Source organism: Kerstersia similis, from assembly GCF_965139615.1.
GTDB lineage: Bacteria > Pseudomonadota > Gammaproteobacteria > Burkholderiales > Burkholderiaceae_B > Kerstersia > Kerstersia similis.
This window is the reverse complement of sequence record NZ_CBCSIQ010000007.1, coordinates 106321-122837: the sequence shown is the minus strand read 5'-3', so window position 1 is coordinate 122837 and position 16517 is coordinate 106321. Positions and strand designations below refer to the sequence as shown.

General features: G+C 60.3%; 14 protein-coding genes and 1 pseudogene. 5 read left to right on the top strand and 10 right to left on the bottom strand.

Annotated features, from left to right (window positions below; all coding sequences use genetic code 11):
- Positions 1-185: 185 nt before the first annotated feature.
- A complete protein-coding gene (locus ACNA1V_RS06735) occupies positions 186-1613 on the top strand; it encodes a sigma-54 interaction domain-containing protein (RefSeq protein WP_415832819.1) in 1428 nt (475 codons plus the stop codon).
- A gap of 105 nt (positions 1614-1718) precedes the next feature.
- Positions 1719-2465 (top strand): DUF2968 domain-containing protein, encoded by a 747-nt coding sequence (locus tag ACNA1V_RS06730; protein WP_415832818.1) that lies wholly within the window; start codon positions 1719-1721, stop codon positions 2463-2465.
- A 517-nt stretch (positions 2466-2982) separates the two neighbouring features.
- Here the strand turns inward: ACNA1V_RS06730 and rpsT are convergent.
- The 5 genes from rpsT to lpxK all read right to left on the bottom strand — a co-directional run bounded on the left by rpsT (position 2983) and on the right by lpxK (position 7529).
- On the bottom strand, positions 2983-3246 hold the full coding sequence (gene rpsT / locus ACNA1V_RS06725; protein ID WP_415832817.1) for a 30S ribosomal protein S20: 264 nt from the start codon (positions 3244-3246) through the stop codon (positions 2983-2985).
- A 277-nt stretch (positions 3247-3523) separates the two neighbouring features.
- On the bottom strand, positions 3524-5074 hold the full coding sequence (gene murJ / locus ACNA1V_RS06720) for a murein biosynthesis integral membrane protein MurJ (RefSeq protein ID WP_415832816.1): 1551 nt from the start codon (positions 5072-5074) through the stop codon (positions 3524-3526).
- 97 nt (positions 5075-5171) lie between these two features.
- Positions 5172-5828: an adenylate kinase gene (gene adk / locus ACNA1V_RS06715; protein ID WP_415832815.1), complete on the bottom strand. Its 657-nt coding sequence runs from the start codon at positions 5826-5828 to the stop codon at positions 5172-5174.
- A gap of 260 nt (positions 5829-6088) precedes the next feature.
- Positions 6089-6277 carry a Trm112 family protein gene (locus ACNA1V_RS06710; protein WP_415832814.1) on the bottom strand — a complete coding sequence of 63 codons (189 nt, stop codon included), beginning with the start codon at positions 6275-6277 and terminating at the stop codon, positions 6089-6091.
- Positions 6278-6476: 199 nt separating this feature from the next.
- The gene (gene lpxK, locus ACNA1V_RS06705; protein ID WP_415832813.1) at positions 6477-7529 is read right to left on the bottom strand and encodes a tetraacyldisaccharide 4'-kinase; all 1053 of its coding nucleotides are present in this window, start codon (positions 7527-7529) and stop codon (positions 6477-6479) included.
- Between the two features lie 435 nt (positions 7530-7964).
- Between lpxK and xseA the strand changes: the two are divergent.
- A pseudogene (gene xseA, locus ACNA1V_RS06700) lies at positions 7965-9407 on the top strand (exodeoxyribonuclease VII large subunit); the annotation flags it as partial.
- A 503-nt stretch (positions 9408-9910) separates the two neighbouring features.
- Here xseA and ACNA1V_RS06695 read toward each other — a convergent pair.
- Positions 9911-10408 carry a DUF192 domain-containing protein gene (locus ACNA1V_RS06695; protein WP_415832812.1) on the bottom strand — a complete coding sequence of 166 codons (498 nt, stop codon included), beginning with the start codon at positions 10406-10408 and terminating at the stop codon, positions 9911-9913.
- A 129-nt stretch (positions 10409-10537) separates the two neighbouring features.
- The gene (locus ACNA1V_RS06690) at positions 10538-10783 is read right to left on the bottom strand and encodes a cold-shock protein (RefSeq protein ID WP_068368049.1); all 246 of its coding nucleotides are present in this window, start codon (positions 10781-10783) and stop codon (positions 10538-10540) included.
- A 304-nt stretch (positions 10784-11087) separates the two neighbouring features.
- Here ACNA1V_RS06690 and clpS point away from each other — a divergent pair, with 304 nt between their 5' ends.
- Positions 11088-11423, top strand: a complete 336-nt coding sequence (clpS, locus tag ACNA1V_RS06685; protein WP_415832811.1) for an ATP-dependent Clp protease adapter ClpS — start codon at positions 11088-11090, stop codon at positions 11421-11423.
- 99 nt (positions 11424-11522) lie between these two features.
- Entirely contained in the window at positions 11523-13850 is a 2328-nt protein-coding gene (clpA, locus tag ACNA1V_RS06680; RefSeq protein WP_415832810.1) for an ATP-dependent Clp protease ATP-binding subunit ClpA, read from the top strand.
- 130 nt (positions 13851-13980) lie between these two features.
- Here the strand turns inward: clpA and dut are convergent, their stop codons facing one another.
- The 3 genes from dut to coaBC all read right to left on the bottom strand — a co-directional run bounded on the left by dut (position 13981) and on the right by coaBC (position 16506).
- Entirely contained in the window at positions 13981-14430 is a 450-nt protein-coding gene (gene dut, locus ACNA1V_RS06675; RefSeq protein ID WP_415832809.1) for a dUTP diphosphatase, read from the bottom strand.
- Between the two features lie 208 nt (positions 14431-14638).
- On the bottom strand, positions 14639-15223 hold the full coding sequence (locus ACNA1V_RS06670; protein ID WP_415832808.1) for a hypothetical protein: 585 nt from the start codon (positions 15221-15223) through the stop codon (positions 14639-14641).
- Between the two features lie 71 nt (positions 15224-15294).
- Entirely contained in the window at positions 15295-16506 is a 1212-nt protein-coding gene (gene coaBC / locus ACNA1V_RS06665) for a bifunctional phosphopantothenoylcysteine decarboxylase/phosphopantothenate--cysteine ligase CoaBC (protein ID WP_415832807.1), read from the bottom strand.
- Positions 16507-16517 lie beyond the last annotated feature (11 nt).

Genomic DNA, 16517 nt, shown 5'->3' with positions numbered 1-16517 from the left:
CAATATCGTTTAAATCTGTCAGTGGCGGATTTGATGATGTTCTTATATTAATAATTGCTGCATTTGTTCTGATTATTGTTGAGAAATATGATCGCAGATCATGCCGGATGAAGTCTTATTAAGCTGGTTTGTGTTTTGAAAGGTCGGAATGATGTTATGTCGATGATATGTAATGGAGTTTTTTAATGGATAGCGGTGCTGCGATTCCGGAGTTCGACTTATACATCTGGGAGGGAAGTGCGGATATCGTTGCCCGTATTGAACGTGTTTTCGCAGATTTTCCGGCTGCTATTGTTTTGGCGGAGCAACCTGGGGCTAGCTTGGAGCGAGATGAGTCGCGCCCTGCGGTGGCGTTGGTTTCCGTCTCCGTGATGGCTGATCATCGCTTTCAAGCCTTGGAGTGGCTAAGTGCCCAGGCCATTCCAGTCATCTGGGTTGCAGCGACAACGCCTTATCGTTCCAAGCATCAGCAGTTTTTTCCTCCCGCCCATTCTCATACCTTGCCAGCGGAGTTCAGTCATGCGGAGCTGAGAAATATGGTGCTGAATTTGGTCAGCGCCATTCAGCCCGCGGCTGAACCTCCTTCTGTTGAAGCGCATGAAGAAATCATCGCGGTTTCCACAGAGATGCGCGAGTTGCTCAGCGAAGCACGCATGGTGGCAGGCTGCCACTCCAATGTGCTGATCTATGGGGAAACAGGCGTCGGAAAAGAGCGAGTGGCCCGTTATGTTCATGAACATTCCAGGCGCCAAAACGGCCCTTTTGTTGCAGTCAATTGCGGTGCCATCCCGGAGACCTTGTTCGAGGCGGAATTTTTTGGCCATGTGAAGGGCGCTTTCACCGGTGCCCTGGCATCCAGGAAGGGCTATTTTGAACAGGCCAGCGGCGGGACGCTGTTTCTGGATGAAATCGGGGAGTTGCCGTTGCAACAGCAGGTGAAGCTGCTGCGGGTTCTGGAGTCTCGCCGCGTGATGCGCGTGGGATCCTCACAAGAGCAAGAACTGGATTTTCGGTTGGTGGCTGCCACCAACAGGGATTTGGTCGAGCAGGTTCGCCTGGGGGCATTTCGCGCGGATCTCTATTACCGCCTGGCCGTGATCGAGCTGTATATCCCATCGCTCGATGAGCGCGGGACGGCGGAAAAAATCGCTTTGTTTCTTGCACTGATGGCGCGCTATCTGGAAGCGGTCGGCATCGAGGAGTGCGCGCCGCCGGATTGGATGCTGGATCGGGTTGCGAACATGGGTTTCCCCGGCAATGTGCGGGAAATGTTGAATCTGGTTGAACGCCTGGGTTTGTTGCGGCTGGTACTGGGCTACTGGAATGCGGAACGCTCGGAGCAAGTGTTTAATCGTATGCGCAGCCTGGGTTTTCTGCATGTGCCGGTATCGGCAACGGATGAGTCCTTACCGAGCCAGGGCTTCAGCGAGGCGGATCGGGCCGAGCGCATGCGCATCATTGCAGCCTTGGAAAAGAACGGTTGGCGGCGCCAGGATACGGCAGCGGCCTTGGGCATCAGCCGTAAAGCCCTGTGGGAGAAGATGCGCAAGCTGCAAATTCAGCCGGGCAGTGACGGCAGTCTTGCATTTGGTGGTATTTATTCATCGGCATAAGCGGGCGGGCTCGCGTATCATGCCAGTCTTTTGTAACGATTTTGGTCTGGCGGCGTAGGGCCGACTATAAAAAATCGGAATGAATTAGTTAAAAGGTTGAACAGTATGTTGACTCGAAAGGATTTTCAACCCGCGCGCATCGTGCTGTCTGGCTTGGTGTTGGCAAGCCTGGCCGCTTGTGCAAGCACGCAAGCGGATAACGGCAGCAGCGCAGCCATGTCGCGGCCCGTTGTCACGCAAGCTGCCGCATCCGTGGCGCCTGCGCCGGCTCCCGTGGCTGCCGCCGAAGTGCGCCCGCCTGCCGATCTTGCGCCGCCTTCGCTGGTGGCCCAGAGTTCCGCCGTGGAGCTGGAGCAGCTGATCCAGGATCGCAAGGTGAGCGAGTTGCGTACGACCTATAACGGAAGCTATGGCGCCAGCCTGTTGTTCAAGGCAGATGAGCTGCTGTATTACGTCGCCTTGTTTCAACAAAAGGATTTCTGGCGCGTGTTCCGTACCAAGGAAGAGCGTTTGGCGGAAGACACTTACCGTGGCTTTAGCCAGCAGACCTACGAACTCGCGGAGGCCGATATCCGTCGTATCAAACTGCAGGCCGAACATGCACATATCGAAAAAGAGCTGATGCAGCGCGCCAGCCGATTGAATGCCTTGCAGACGGATCTGGCGCTGCAGCGCCAGCAGGAAGACCGTGTGGCCGCCCGCCAGCAGCAGGCTCAGCAGGATGCCGCACAACTGGCGGCCCAGCAGGAAGATGCGCGTAAACAGCTGCGCAGCCTGCAGCGCCAGATTGAGACGCTGGAAGCCGAACAGGGTAAGGCGATCCAGGGAGCAGGCACCGCTGGCAAGCGCTAAGCCTCAGCGGTTTTTACGGATCCCTGATGGTTGGGTAACACCCTGGCCGGAGCGCGTATCGTCGCCCCGGCCAGGGTGTTTTTTTGATGTCCGCCTGTGGATGACTGGCTGGCGGGCTGGCCGTTTCCTGGCCTCCCTGTGCGGATTTTGAGTAGGGTGTGGGTGCTAGGTGCTAGCCGCAGGCAACATCAGCCGCGGGATGGCAGCCGTCTTTCCCTGATGCGAAGCAGGCCGAAGATTAGGCAGAAATGCGGCGTAGAAATTGGTGTGCGGCGTTGAAGCGCCGTGCAGTCGGGGAAGATGGCGGGAATTGCGCCGCGGCGGGCCTGGCCGTCCGGCGTGGAAGGATCTGGCTGCTGAGGGCCGGGCTGAAGCGGCAGACAAAAAAGCAAATAACAAAAAAGGCAGACTGCATGGCAGTCTGCCTTTTCAATTCCACGATGATGAAACCAGCCCTAAGGCTGTATCACAGGGCGCTTCAACCAGCAGAGGACGGGAAGCGCGCCTGTGTCATCAATCAGGCCATCGCCTTGATGGCGGAAGCCAGGCGGCTCTTGTGGCGAGCAGCCTTGTTCTTGTGGATGATGTTCTTGTCAGCGATACGGTCGATCGTGCCGGTCGCCTTCTGGAAAACTTCAGAAGCAGCAGCCTTGTCGCCAGCAGCGATGGCCGCGCGCACACGCTTGATTGCCGTGCGCAGAGCGGAACGCAGGCTGGAGTTGTGCTTGTTGCGGGCCACCGATTGGCGGGCGCGCTTGCGGGCTTGTGCGGAATTGGCCATGTTGGTTGATTATATGTAGAAAAAGAATTCTGGAAAGCCTATTATTCTATCAGCATTCCAGCATTATGCAAGCCGTAATGCCGTCTCAAGGTAGGCCGGCCAGGACATGCGCAAATTGCCGCCTACGCAGGGTGATGCAGGCGGCCCGGGTTCGGTCACGAATCGACGGCGGACATGCGACCCTCCTCGATGCGGACGCTGAATCATAACAGTGTCCGCAGGACGATAGGGCTGGAAATTCAGTCAAAAGGCATAAATGCTGCGTCAGCAGCCAGGCCTAGCGCCGAAAATCCTTGGTTCGCATGCCGAAGAGAAACAGTACGGCGAAGTAGCAGAAGGCGGCGGCGCCAGCGACGCCTGCCAGCAGCAGAACACGCATCCAGGGGGCGGCTTGCAGGGCGATCCAGTCTATGTGCTGGTTCGCTGCATACAGGACCGCAGCCATGGCCGCCAGCCCCAGGGGCAGACGCCAGGCATAGCGTATCCAGCTGTCGCCGGGGCGATAGATGCCCCGCTTGAGCAGCCCGCGCAACAAGGCAAGCGCATTGATGCATGCGCCCAGGCCTATGGAAAGCGCCAGGCCGGCATGGTTGAGCAATGGCACCAGCAGCAGATTGAAGAGCTGGGTAATGATGAGCACGAAGATCGCAATCTTGACGGGGGTGCGGATATCCTGCTTCGCGTAGAAGCCGGGCGCCAGGATTTTCACGGACAGGATGCCGATCAGACCGACTGAATAGGCGGCCGCGGCCGTTTGCGTCTGGGAAACGTCGATCGCCTTGAATTCGCCGTAGTGGAACAGGGTGGCCACCATGCCTTCGGACAGCATGGCCAGGGCCAGCGCGGCGGGCAAGCCCAGCAGCAGCGTCAGGCGCATGCCCCAGTCGAGCAGGCGGCTGTAGGTATCAACGTCCTGGCTGGCATGCGCTTTCGAGAGGCTGGGCAGCAGCACGGTGCCCAGTGCAATGCCCAGCAGCGCGGTAGGAAACTCCATCAGGCGGTCGGCAAAGGACAGCCAGGTCACGCTGCCGGAAGGCAACCAGCTGGCGATATTGGTGTTGATGAGCAGGGATATCTGTGCAACCGATACACCCAGGATGGCAGGCAGCATCTGTTTGCCAATACGGCGCACCGTAGGGTCTTGCCAGGCCTGGCGCGGCGAACTGCGGCGCCAGCTGGGCAGCACGCCCAGGCGCGCCAGGGCCAGCCATTGCACGGCCAGCTGGGCCACGCCACCCGCCATGACGCCGATGGCGAGGGAATAAATGGCGGGTTCGATATGCGGCGCCAGCCAGAGCGATGCCGCAATCATGGCGACGTTCAGCAGAACCGGCGTGAAGGCAGGGATGGCGAAGCGACGCCAGGTGTTGAGCACGCCCGAGGCAAAGGCCACCAGCGACATGCACAGGATGTAGGGGAACATGATGCGCGTCATGCTGACGGCGGCATCATAGCCACTGCTGCCGCCGGCTTCGTTCAGGCCGCTGGCAATCAGGTAAACAATCCACGGCGCGCCCAGTACGCCCAGCGCCGTCACTACCATGAGGATCAGGGTGAGGATCATGGCAACACGATCCAGCAATTCCTGTACCCGTTCTTCCCCGTTTTCTGTCTTGACCGCTCCCAGGATGGGAACGAATGCCTGCGCGAAGGCGCCTTCTGCAAACAGGCGGCGCAACAGATTGGGAATGCGGAAAGCAATCCAGAATGCGTCAGTCAGCGCACCGGCGCCGTAGGCGCGGGCAATCAGGACATCACGCACCAGCCCGGTAATGCGGGAGAGCAGCGTCAGGCTGCTGACGGTGGCGGCGGAACGAAGCAGGCTCATGGGGGATTGCGATCAGAAAATAGGCCCGAAAACCAAACCGCCAGGCACTGGGCCTGGCGGTGGGGGAAGTGCTGGCGGGTCACCGGCCGGTGACGGCTCAGCTCTTCAGCGCAGCTTCGATGCGAGCTTGAATGGCATCGACTTCGCCGACGCCGGCAACCTTGCGGTAGCGCGGTGCAGCCTTGTCGCCGCTGTCAGCCCATTGCGAGTAGTAGTCCACCAGCGGGCGGGTCTGTTCCTGATAGACCGACAGGCGCTTGCGCACGGTGGCTTCGCTATCGTCATCACGCTGGATCAGATCCTCGCCGGTTTCGTCGTCCTTGCCGGCGACTTTGGGCGGGTTGTAGCGGACATGGTAGCTGCGGCCGCTAGCCGGGTGGACACGACGGCCGCTGATGCGGTCGATGATGTCCTCTTCGGGAACGTCGATTTCAATGACGTAATCCAGCGCAATGCCGGCATCCTTGAGCGCGTCGGCCTGGGGAATCGTACGGGGGAAGCCGTCGAGCAGGTAGCCGTTCTCGCAGTCCGGCTGTTGCAGGCGGTCGCGCACCAGGCCGATGATGATTTCATCGGAGACAAGTTTCCCTGCATCCATGATTTTCTTGGCTTCCAGGCCTAGCGGCGTGCCAGCCTTGACAGCAGCGCGCAACATGTCGCCAGTGGATATCTGAGGAATACCGTACTGGCGGGTGATGTAGGCGGCCTGGGTACCCTTGCCCGCACCGGGGGGGCCAAGCAGAATGAGACGCATGGGAACTCCTGTGGTTGTTATATCTTGCTGGCGGAGATGAACTGCCTTGTCGCAGCGCGAAATGTGCTCGAACACGTGAGGGCGGTGGCTTCAGGCCATGGCCGAGGTGTTTTTTTGTGCACTGCGCATAACGCGGAAGGCATTTTTATAACCGATTTGCGCTTGCTGCGTATGGGGTGGATATGGGGATTTCCCCTGTATCCGCGAAATTGCTTATCTTGCTTCAGGCTATCTGCCTATTGGCAGAATGGCCAGGGCGTTCAGTGTTGGCTGGCGTTATCTTGAGGCTCAAGTTTCCGGGCCTGTTCCACCAGCATGATGGGAATGCCGTCGCGGACGGGAAAAGCCAGGCCGGCACCGCGCGAAACCAGTTCGCTGCGCTGCGCGTCATATTCAAGACGGCCCTTGGTCAAGGGGCAGACAAGGACTTCAAGTAAGCGAGTGTTCATGTTTCGATTTTATCCTTTTTTTGCCTGGTTTCCATCTGTGAGAGAGGCTTTCACTCTTGCTGAATGTCGCGTGCTATTCCGTATTGGGCAGTATCGGGCAATGAACCAGACAATCGGATAAGGTGTCATGGAATAAGGCTATCGAACCCGGCAATCATTCGGGCCGCGAATCAGGTGGCTGATCAGGTGGCTGATCCGGTCACTGATTTGGCAAGGGCAATTGCGTCAACCAATCTTCCGGCTGGAAAGCGGGGCTGGCATGCACGACCCAAAGACGGTCATCGTGCAAGGATCGGCATTTGGTGGCATCTTTGGCGGTAATCAGGATGCGCTCGGCGTTCAGGCTGGTAAATGGATTATCGGTATAGGCATGGTGATCCGGCAGCGCCAGGGTTTGCGCGAGCGTCAGGCCATGCTGACGCAGCATGGAGAAATAGCGGGCCGGGTTGCCGATGCCGGCTGCGGCGGCCAGGGTCAGCGTGCTGCATTCCTGGGCAAACAGGGCAGGCGTCAGGAGACGGCCGCTGCCCAGGTGTTCGTAATATCCGGGCTGCAGGATCATATCTACCTGCAAGGGGCGCGCAGCCTTGCTGGCGCCGGGCTCGGCGGCGGCAGGGCGGAATGCGGCCCGGTTGGTAATGACGGCATCGACGTCATGCAGGCGCGCGCCGGGTTCGCGCAGAGGGCCGGCAGGCAGTAGCCGGCCGTTGCCGATGCCGCGTTCATCCTGTACGACGATTTCAATATCGCGTTGCAGGGCCAGATGTTGCAGGCCGTCGTCGCAGACCAGGACGTTTGTGTCTGGCCACCGTGCCAGCAAGGTCTGGGCGGCAAGAACACGCTTGGGGTGCACACTGACCGGTACGCCGGTAGCTGTTGCAATCAGGGCGGGTTCATCACCATATTGGGCGGCGTCCAGCGGCGCAATGTCGCAGCGCGCTTCGGCGCCCACTTTTACCCCATAGCCGCGGCTGATGACACCGGGGCGCCAGCCCTGGGCCAGAAGTGCCTGAACCACGGCAATGGTGACAGGTGTCTTGCCGGTGCCACCCACGTAGATGTTGCCGATCACAATGACAGGAACCGGCGCACGCCAGGAAGGCTGTTGGCCGGCAGCATAGGCGGCGCGCTTGCGGCGGACATGCCGGGCGGCAAGCGCGCCCAGCGGGCGCAGCAGTGTGGAAAGCCAGCCTCCCTGTTGCCATTGCTGTTCGATGAAACGGGTCAGGGTGGCGCGAAGAGACGATGGCATGCGAAAGAAAAAGCAGTGGCAAGCAGCAGTGGCAAGCGCCGCTCGACGGTGAGCGCGGGCGCCGCATTCTGGCGAGGCAAACGATTATCCTACCGCATCAAACGCAGCCTGGGGGGAAATGGCGATGACTGGGGCGGCGCGCTTGATAGGTCATTCAAAACGGGCAGGTGCGTGTCTGGGGGCGGATATCCCCGCTTCAGGCTATCCACAGATTCTGTGGATAATTCTGTGGATAGGGTTGTGGAAGGTGGCGTCCCTGCTGGCTGTAAGCTGGACTGCTCAAATTTTGACTTATTGCAGAAATAATTAAAAAATCAATATAAACAAAGGCTTGCGAATTTATTTTGAGATTTTGGCAGAGATTGAGCCTGTGCTTCTACTCAAGGTATGATGGCAGCCCATCTTGACTTTTCTGTGGACAGCTGTTCCCGAAATATGACTTTCCCTGCCAGCCATCGCTACGGCGCGCCTCTTTCCGGGCCATCGGCCGACGACGATTTTCAACATGAAATCAAGGGTTTCCCCGGGGGTGATGGATCCGGGAATGCGGGGGCGCAGGACGCGGGTGGTCGCAGCAAACCGCCAGTGTTGAGTGTCTGGCAGCTGAATCAACAGGTCAGCGATATATTGGAAGCTGGCTTGCCGCAGCAATGGGTGGGTGGCGAGATATCGAATTTCACGCGTGCGGCTTCAGGGCACTGGTACTTTACCCTCAAGGATGCACGTGCCAGTGTGCGAGCGGTGATGTTCCGGGGCAGGGCGCAGGCGGTGGGGTTTGAGCCGCGCCAGGGCGATAAGGTCGAGGTGCTGGCACGCGTCACGGTTTACGCGCCTCGCGGCGAATATCAGTTGCAGGTCGATGGCATGCGCCGCGCTGGGTTGGGGGATCTGTACGAAGCCTTCTTGCGGCTCAAGGAAAAACTGGCTGCCCAGGGCTTGCTGGATGCTTCCCGCAAGCGGCCGATTCCGGTCTTGCCGCGTGCGATCGGTGTGGTGACTTCCCTGCAGGCCGCGGCGTTGCGCGATGTCCTGTCTGCCTTGGCACGGCGCGCACCCAATGTGCCAGTCATTCTGTATCCTGCGCCAGTGCAGGGCGACGACGCGGCTGCGCGGCTGCGTGAAGCCGTCTTGACGGCAGGGCGCCGGGCGGAAACGGATGTGCTGCTGGTGGTTCGTGGCGGCGGCAGCATCGAATCGCTGTGGAGTTTCAATGATGAGGGGCTGGCGCTGGCGATTGCCGCCAGCCCTATGCCTGTGATCAGTGGCGTCGGGCATGAAACCGACTTCACGATTGCCGATTTCGTGGCGGACCTGCGGGCGCCGACGCCGACGGCCGCAGCGGAACTGGCTTGCGTGCCCAGGGCGGATTGGCTGGATCGCTTGCAGACCCTGGCTCGTCGCCTCGTGCGTGCGCAGCGGCGCAGGCTGGAACAATGGGAACAGCGGCTGGATTATGCCCAGGCGCGCCTGGTGTCGCCGGCGCAGCAGTGGGCGCAGCGGCGTGAACGCTTGCAGGCCAGGATCGCCAGCATGCAAGTCAGCATGTCGCACCAACTGGCGCGGCGGCGCAGCCAATTGGCTTTGTTGCAGGCACGCTTGGCGCATGCTGTACCGGATTGCGAGCGTTATGAGCGGCGGTTGCTGCAAGCCCGCAGGGATTTGGCGGCGCAGGCGCGCTATACGCAGGAACGGCGCCAACGTCGCCTGGAAAATCTGATGGCGCGTTTGCAGACCCTGAATCCGGAAGATACCCTGGCACGCGGATACGCGATCGCGTGGGATGCCGCCGGCCATGTGGTGAGCGACGCTGCTGCGTTGGCAGAGGGGCAAGGGCTGATCTTGCAGCTGGCTCAAGGCAGTCGTCCGGTAGAGGTGCTGGCGCCCGGCAAGGCGCAAGCCTCCGGCACAGTGCCGGCCCGGCGTGCCGGGGCAGTGCCGGGCGGCAAGCCGGCGGCGTCCCGCCGTGCCAAGCCTGCCGATGCTGCCAAGGATGAAGGCAACCAGGGCAATTTGCCGCTGTAGCAGGCATCCGGCCTGCGGTACGGGGGGCTTGCAGCGCAGGCCCGGCGTTGCCCCCATGCGTCCGCGCCGCTGCTGGCAAACGCCATCTTAAGTACGTAATAGCTGATTTTGGGAGTATTCTTTATTTGCCTAAGAGGCACAAAACCGGGCGGGACAATCCCATGTCAATGGCAGGGGCTCTGTGCCCCTCGGTATTTTTCCATAGCCCTATGGAATTTCCTAATTGGCAAATACAAGGATCGCGGCGACGATGCTGTCCCGAAAGCCGGGACGGAAGCGGGTTCCATTTGTCTTGGCCGATGGCTGCCCTGAGGCCTGGAGATACGGGTTGCGCGTCAGGGCCATGGCCATTGTCGAGGTCAGCGGGTGGCGGGACTGGGCAGGCCGCGCAGGACAGCGCCGGGGGCGAAGCCGCGCTCTGCAAACCAGCCTTGAGACATCTCCAGGGCCTGCCCGACGGGTTCCGTCGAGCAATGTGGCGTGTCATCCAGGGGCTGCATGTCGGCAATGTTGACGATGCGGCCGTCCGCGTTGAGAAAGGCGATGCTCAGCGGGACATAGGTGTTGCGCATCCAGAAGCAGCGAATATCTTCTTCTTCAAAAACAAACAGCATGCCGGCGTTGGGGGCCAAGGCCTTGCGGTACATGAGGCCGGTTTGTCGCGTTTCGGGGGTGTCGGCGAGTTCTGCCTGAATGACGTGCATGCCGGCTTGAAGCGTGACGGTCGGCAGGGTGGATGTCGGGCTGGCCTGCGTGGCAGCCTGGCTGTAGGCGGGGCTCAGGGCGCCAGCCAGCAGGGCGGCGGTAGCCCAGGTGCGCAGCCGGGACTGGCGCGAAAGGGGAAGGGCGGGAAACATGGAGGCAGGAGCAGGAATTGAAAGACAGCAGCGGAAAGACATCAGCGCCAAATAGGCATAAGCTGTTGTCCGGGCAATAAGAAACCAGCCCTTCTGCGGTGGAAGGGCTGGATAATCGGCCGTAGCGGCTCAGGCGGAAGTAATATTCAGGGCTTGCTTTCCTTTCGGCCCTTGAATGATGTCGAAGGAGACCTTCTGGCCTTCCTTCAAGGTCTTGAATCCTTCCATCTGAATGGAGGAGAAGTGCGCGAACAAGTCCTCGTCACCGTTATCCGGCGTGATGAAGCCAAAGCCCTTGGCGTCATTGAACCATTTGACGGTACCCGTGGATTTTTCGGTGGACTCGGTTTGAGTGGAAGCAGTAGTGTCGGACATGCAAACAGCCTCATGAATCGAGTGAAACGGTCCGGCACAGACAGTTGCCGGTTCTCCGTTATTGATAATGCTTGGGCTGTTGGGTCACCGTCAAGTGTTGCAAACCCTTAAAATGCATCAAGTGGAATAAATACCTTGTTTTAAATCACGTTTTTGGCTGATTTCAGGCTTGAATCGGGGTTACTGATTGTTGCTTGTGCCCGTGGCTGCGCATGCATGGCGGTCTATATTCTGCATGTTCAGGTGACGGTAAACGTTTTTTCATGGCGCATCGGGCGCCGGTTAAATATCCTACAATACAAGAATGATTAGCATTAATCTTGCCGCACAGAGCGGTGTCGAAACTACTGTCGTGGCCCCTCCCGCTCCCGCAGAGCAGAAGGTCGCGCCGCCACCGCTCTATCAGGTCATCCTGCTCAATGACGACTACACCCCCATGGAGTTCGTCATCGAAGTGCTGCAGAAATTTTTTGGCAAGGGGCTGGAAGAGGCCACCCGTATCATGCTGCAGGTGCATCATGAAGGCCGGGCAGTCTGTGCGATCTATCCGCGGGATATCGCAGCCACGCGTGTGGCGCAGGTATCCCGCTACGCGCGGACGCATCAGCATCCTTTGCAATGCGTCATGGAATCTACCTGATTTCTGTGTTTTGCCTCTCGGGAATGGTGCGCAGCACGGATCAGCATAGAATATAAACCTGTCTCATCGTCCGCCTCGAACGATAATGGAGGGAGCGTCGTGATTTCCCAAGAGCTTGAAGTCAGTCTGCACATGGCGTTCGTCGAGGCGCGCGCCGCCCGTCACGAATTCATCACCGTTGAGCACTTGCTGCTGTCGCTGCTGGATAACGTTTCGGCGGCTGAAGTACTGCGCGCCTGCAACGTCGATCTTGAATTGCTGCGCAGCAATCTGCGCCAGTTCGTGGCCGAGAACACCCCGGTAGCGGCAGAAGGTGCCGAAGTCGATACCCAGCCTACCTTGGGGTTCCAGCGCGTGATCCAGCGCGCCATCATGCATGTGTCCTCCAGTGGCGGCACCGCGCGCAAGCCGGTCAGCGGTGCCAATGTCCTGGTGGCCATCTTTGGCGAAAAGGATTCCCATGCGGCGTACTACCTGCAGCAGCAGGGGCTGACGCGCCTGGCTGTCGTGAATTATCTGTCGCACGGCATCGCGCCCAAAGCGACCGAAGAAGCACCGGAATCCCCGGCGCCGCAGCAGCCGCGTACCCCTCAATCCGAAACGGGTGACAACCGCCAGCAATCCCCGCTGGAACAGTATGCGCACAACCTGAATGCCGCCGCGCTGGCCGGCCGCATCGACCCCTTGATCGGGCGCGAAGAAGAAGTCGAGCGCGTGATCCAGATTCTCTGCCGCCGCCGCAAGAACAATCCCTTGCTGGTGGGGGAGGCCGGCGTGGGCAAGACTGCCATCGCAGAAGGCCTGGCCTGGCGCGTCACGCGCGGCGATGTGCCCGAGATCCTGTGCGAGACGCAAGTCTATGCCTTGGATATCGGCGCCTTGCTGGCGGGTACCAAATACCGTGGTGACTTCGAACAGCGTTTGAAGGCGGTGCTCAAGCAATTGAAGGGCAACCCCAATGCGGTGCTGTTCATCGACGAAATCCATACCCTGATCGGCGCCGGTTCGGCGTCCGGCGGCACCCTGGACGCATCCAATCTGCTCAAGCCGGCCCTGTCGTCCGGGCAGCTCAAGTGCATGGGGGCAACGACCTATACCGAATATCGCGGTATTTTTGAAAAAGATTCGGCCCTGTCGCGCCGTTTCCAGAAGGTCGATGTGGCTGAGCCGACGGTAGCGCAAACGGTGCAGATCCTGCGGGGCCTGAAGAGCCGTTTCGAGTCGCACCATGGCGTTCGCTATGCCAACAACGCACTCGTGGCTGCGGCCGAGTTGTCGGCACGCCATATCAGTGATCGTCATCTGCCCGATAAGGCCATTGACGTCATCGACGAGGCGGGTGCGGCGCAACGGCTGCTGCCCAAGTCCAAGCAGAAGAAGGTCATCGGTCGAACCGACATCGAAAGCATTGTTGCCCGCATGGCGCGCATTCCGCCGCAATCGGTATCGACGGACGACCGCAATCGCCTGGCGACGCTGGAGCGTGATTTGCAGGCCGTGGTGTTTGGCCAGGATCCTGCCATTGACGCACTGGCTGCCGCCATCAAGATGTCGCGCTCGGGCCTGGGCAAAACGGATAAGCCTATCGGCTCCTTCCTGTTCTCCGGCCCGACCGGGGTGGGCAAGACCGAAGTGGCGCGTCAGCTGGCGTTTACGCTGGGCGTCGAGCTGCTGCGCTTCGACATGTCCGAGTACATGGAGCGCCATGCGGTATCACGTCTGATCGGCGCGCCGCCGGGATATGTCGGGTTCGACCAGGGCGGGCTGCTGACGGAGGCCGTCAGCAAGCATCCTCATTGCGTGCTGCTGCTCGACGAAATTGAGAAGGCGCACCCGGATGTATTCAATATCCTGCTGCAGGTGATGGATCATGGCGCGCTGACGGACAACAATGGCCGCAAGGCGGATCTGCGCAACGTGATCCTGATCATGACGACCAATGCCGGAGCGGAAAGCCTGAGCAAGCGTTCTATCGGGTTTGCGCAGGGCGAAACGCGCGGCGACGAAATGGCGGAGATCAAGCGCCTGTTCTCGCCCGAGTTCCGCAACCGTCTGGATGCCATCGTTTCCTTTGCTCCCTTGTCGCGCGAAGTGATCATGCGCGTCGTGGACAAGTTCCTGTTGCAGCTGGAGCAGCAGCTGCACGAGAAACGCGTCGAGGCGACGTTTACCGATGCGCTGCGCGAGCATCTGGCAGCGGAAGGTTTTGATCCCTTGATGGGCGCACGCCCGATGCAGCGCCTGATCCAGGATACGATCCGCAAGGCATTGGCCGACGAACTGCTGTTCGGCAAGCTGACGCAAGGCGGTGCGGTGGTCGTGGATCTGGATGGCAATGGCAATGTCGTCCTGAACTTCCCGAAGCCGGACGATGCACAGGCCAATGGTGCCGGCAGTGACCGGCCCGAGGAGGCGCTGGCGGAGTGATGATCTGCCTGCCTGCCACCGCCTGACAGGCGGACAATGAAAAACCCTGGCTGTTTTTCAACTGACCCCCGAAAGTTGGACATAGATCCAAGCTTCGGGGGGTTTAACATGACGAAGTACAACCAGCCGTTCAGCGGGTGCCTGTGCTGCCGAAGCCGCCGGCGCCGCGGTCGCTGCTTTCAAAGTCTTCCACGACTTCAAAGGCCGCTTGCACGACGGGTACGATCACCATTTGCGCAATCCGCTCCATGGGCTCGATGATGAAGGCTTGCTGGCTGCGATTCCAGACCGAAACCTGCAGCTGGCCTTGATAATCGGAGTCGATCAGGCCAACCAGATTGCCCAGCACAATGCCGTGCTTGTGGCCCAGCCCGGAACGGGGCAGGAACATTGCGGCATAGCCAGGGTCGCCGATATGGATTGCCAGGCCGGTAGGAATCAGGGCTGTAGCGCCCGGCGCCAGTTCCAGCGGCGCATCCAGGCAGGCGCGCAGATCCAGCCCGGCGGAGCCGGGTGTGGCATAGGCGGGCAGCGAGGCTGCCATGCGCGGGTCCAGGATTTTCAGGGCAATGGTTTTCATGACTTGGGTCCTGTCGTGTGTCAAAAGCTTGGGGAGTTTAAAAGTAGGGGAGCACGATGACGGTGCTTGGCCTGGGGCCGACACCGATACACCTGATGGGTGGCCGAAATGGTGAGCTGCAACGGATTGCCGCAATGGCGTCGGCGGCGTCCGGCGCCGTGGTGCCGGGTTTGTGTACCGGTTTGCTGGATTTTGGCCCTACCTCGGTTCAATGCCCGGTGTTTGGGTAATCGTCGTCTTTCTTGATGGCGCTGCGTTTTTTATCTTTGTCTGGTTCGTTGCCGGATTTGATCGAGTGGCGAATGGAGAAGATGACAAATAATGCGACAGCCAGAAAAAAGAAGCCTTCCGGCCTGGGGTCGTCGAGCATGTCACGCACCACATTGATCATGGGCATGAAAAACAGCACGGCCAGGATCAGCGGCCAGATGGAGCGTTTGTTCCGGCGCTTGGTTTCGGGCAGGGGCTGATCCTGGCTGGCAGGTGTAGTCGGGCCGTAGGTGATTGGGCTGCCGGCGGAGGGGCGCGTGGCTGCGGGTTTCGGGGCCTGCATCGGGGGCAAGGAGGGCGACGCCGTGTTTGCAGGGGGCGCCGCCTGGTCTGTTCTTTGCCGGGTTTCCTGGCGCGCCTTTTTGGCCGCATCCTGGATGACTTGCGCCACGGAAGATTTTCGCTGTTGGCCTGCCGCCCCGGCATCGGCCTGGCCAGGCGTGCCGGCCTGGCTGCGTTGCGTCAGTTTTTCGATGTAGGCTGCGTAGTCGCCTTTCGGGGGGGTATCGTCATGCAAGGGCATGCGCGTCTCCTGTGACCCTGGGCCGGTCGTGCGAGTCTGGTGCCTTTAAAGGGTAGCAGACCGCCGACAGGTCAGGCGCTGTGATGGCGTTGCGGTGCCCGGCGGGCGATTTCGCCGATCAGCCGGCGCGCAGCGCTGAGTTTGTCAGCGGCAGGCAGATGATGACAACCGTTGGCATCAAAGAGGCTCAGGCGGGTGTCGTCGCCATCCATGACATCTTGCGCCAGGTTACCTACCAGCAGGTCTATGCCTTTGCGCAATCGTTTCTCTTCGGCGTGTTGAACCAGTTTTTCCGTTTCTGCGGCAAAACCGACACACCAGGGCCCGTCTGGCAGTGCGGCGACGCTGGCGAGAATATCCGGGTTGGGGATAAATTCCAGCACTGGCACACCATGGCCGCCATCGGTTTTTTTGATTTTGTGCTCGGCCGGGTTGGCAACGCGCCAATCTGCGACGGCAGCGACCGCGATGAAGATATCGGCCTCGCCAGTCCGGTTCATGACTGCCTGATGCATTTCCAGCGCCGTATGCACGGAAACGCGGGTGACGCCGTAGGGAGCCGCCAGGGCAGTGGGGCCGGAAACCAGTGTCACCTGGGCGCCGGCCTCGAAAGCGGCGCGGGCCAGGGCATAGCCGGTTTTCCCAGAGGAGCGATTGCTGATGACGCGCACCGGGTCGATCGGCTCGGATGTCGGGCCGGCTGTCAGCAGGACGCGCTTGCCCTTCAGTACCTTGGGCTGGAAGAACGCAATGACTTCCGCCAGGATTTCTGCCGGCTCCAGCATGCGGCCGTCGCCGGTTTCGCCACAGGCCTGCTGGCCGCTGCCGGGGCCGATGATGATGACGCCATCTTCCCGCAGCTGGCGCACATTGCGCTGTGTTGCCGGGTTGTCCCACATTTCCCGATTCATGGCTGGCGCCAGGATCAAGGGGCAGTTGCGCGCCAGGCACAGGGTTGCCAGCAGATCATCGGCGCGCCCGTGCACCAAACGCGCCATGAAGTCAGCCGACGCAGGCGCAATGACAATGGCATCCGCTCCACGCGACAGATTGATGTGCGGCATATTGTTCGGCGCGCGGCTGTCCCAGGCGTCCAGGTGCACGGGGCGCCCGGAGAGTGCCTGCATGGTGATGGGCGTGATGAAGTGCGTTGCCGCATCGGTCATGACGACGTCAACCGTGGCGCCGTGGTCGCCCAGGCGCCGCAGAAGCTCGGCGCTCTTGTAGCAGGCGATGCCGCCAGTCAGGCCCAGTACCAGGCGTTTGTTGTGCAGTTCAGGCATGGCAAGGACCC

Excerpts from the sequence above, each read along its gene's own strand:
- ACNA1V_RS06730 (WP_415832818.1), top strand. The coding sequence starts at position 1,719 with ATGTTGACTCGAAAGGATTTTCAACCCGCGCGCATCGTGCTGTCTGGC.
- murJ (WP_415832816.1), bottom strand. The coding sequence starts at position 5,074 with ATGAGCCTGCTTCGTTCCGCCGCCACCGTCAGCAGCCTGACGCTGCTC.
- clpS (WP_415832811.1), top strand. The coding sequence starts at position 11,088 with ATGATTAGCATTAATCTTGCCGCACAGAGCGGTGTCGAAACTACTGTC.
- ACNA1V_RS06695 (WP_415832812.1), bottom strand. The coding sequence starts at position 10,408 with ATGTTTCCCGCCCTTCCCCTTTCGCGCCAGTCCCGGCTGCGCACCTGG.
- ACNA1V_RS06670 (WP_415832808.1), bottom strand. The coding sequence starts at position 15,223 with ATGCCCTTGCATGACGATACCCCCCCGAAAGGCGACTACGCAGCCTAC.
- ACNA1V_RS06710 (WP_415832814.1), bottom strand. The coding sequence starts at position 6,277 with ATGAACACTCGCTTACTTGAAGTCCTTGTCTGCCCCTTGACCAAGGGC.
- lpxK (WP_415832813.1), bottom strand. The coding sequence starts at position 7,529 with ATGCCATCGTCTCTTCGCGCCACCCTGACCCGTTTCATCGAACAGCAA.
- coaBC (WP_415832807.1), bottom strand. The coding sequence starts at position 16,506 with ATGCCTGAACTGCACAACAAACGCCTGGTACTGGGCCTGACTGGCGGC.
- ACNA1V_RS06735 (WP_415832819.1), top strand. The coding sequence starts at position 186 with ATGGATAGCGGTGCTGCGATTCCGGAGTTCGACTTATACATCTGGGAG.
- adk (WP_415832815.1), bottom strand. The coding sequence starts at position 5,828 with ATGCGTCTCATTCTGCTTGGCCCCCCCGGTGCGGGCAAGGGTACCCAG.
- dut (WP_415832809.1), bottom strand. The coding sequence starts at position 14,430 with ATGAAAACCATTGCCCTGAAAATCCTGGACCCGCGCATGGCAGCCTCG.
- ACNA1V_RS06690 (WP_068368049.1), bottom strand. The coding sequence starts at position 10,783 with ATGTCCGACACTACTGCTTCCACTCAAACCGAGTCCACCGAAAAATCC.
- rpsT (WP_415832817.1), bottom strand. The coding sequence starts at position 3,246 with ATGGCCAATTCCGCACAAGCCCGCAAGCGCGCCCGCCAATCGGTGGCC.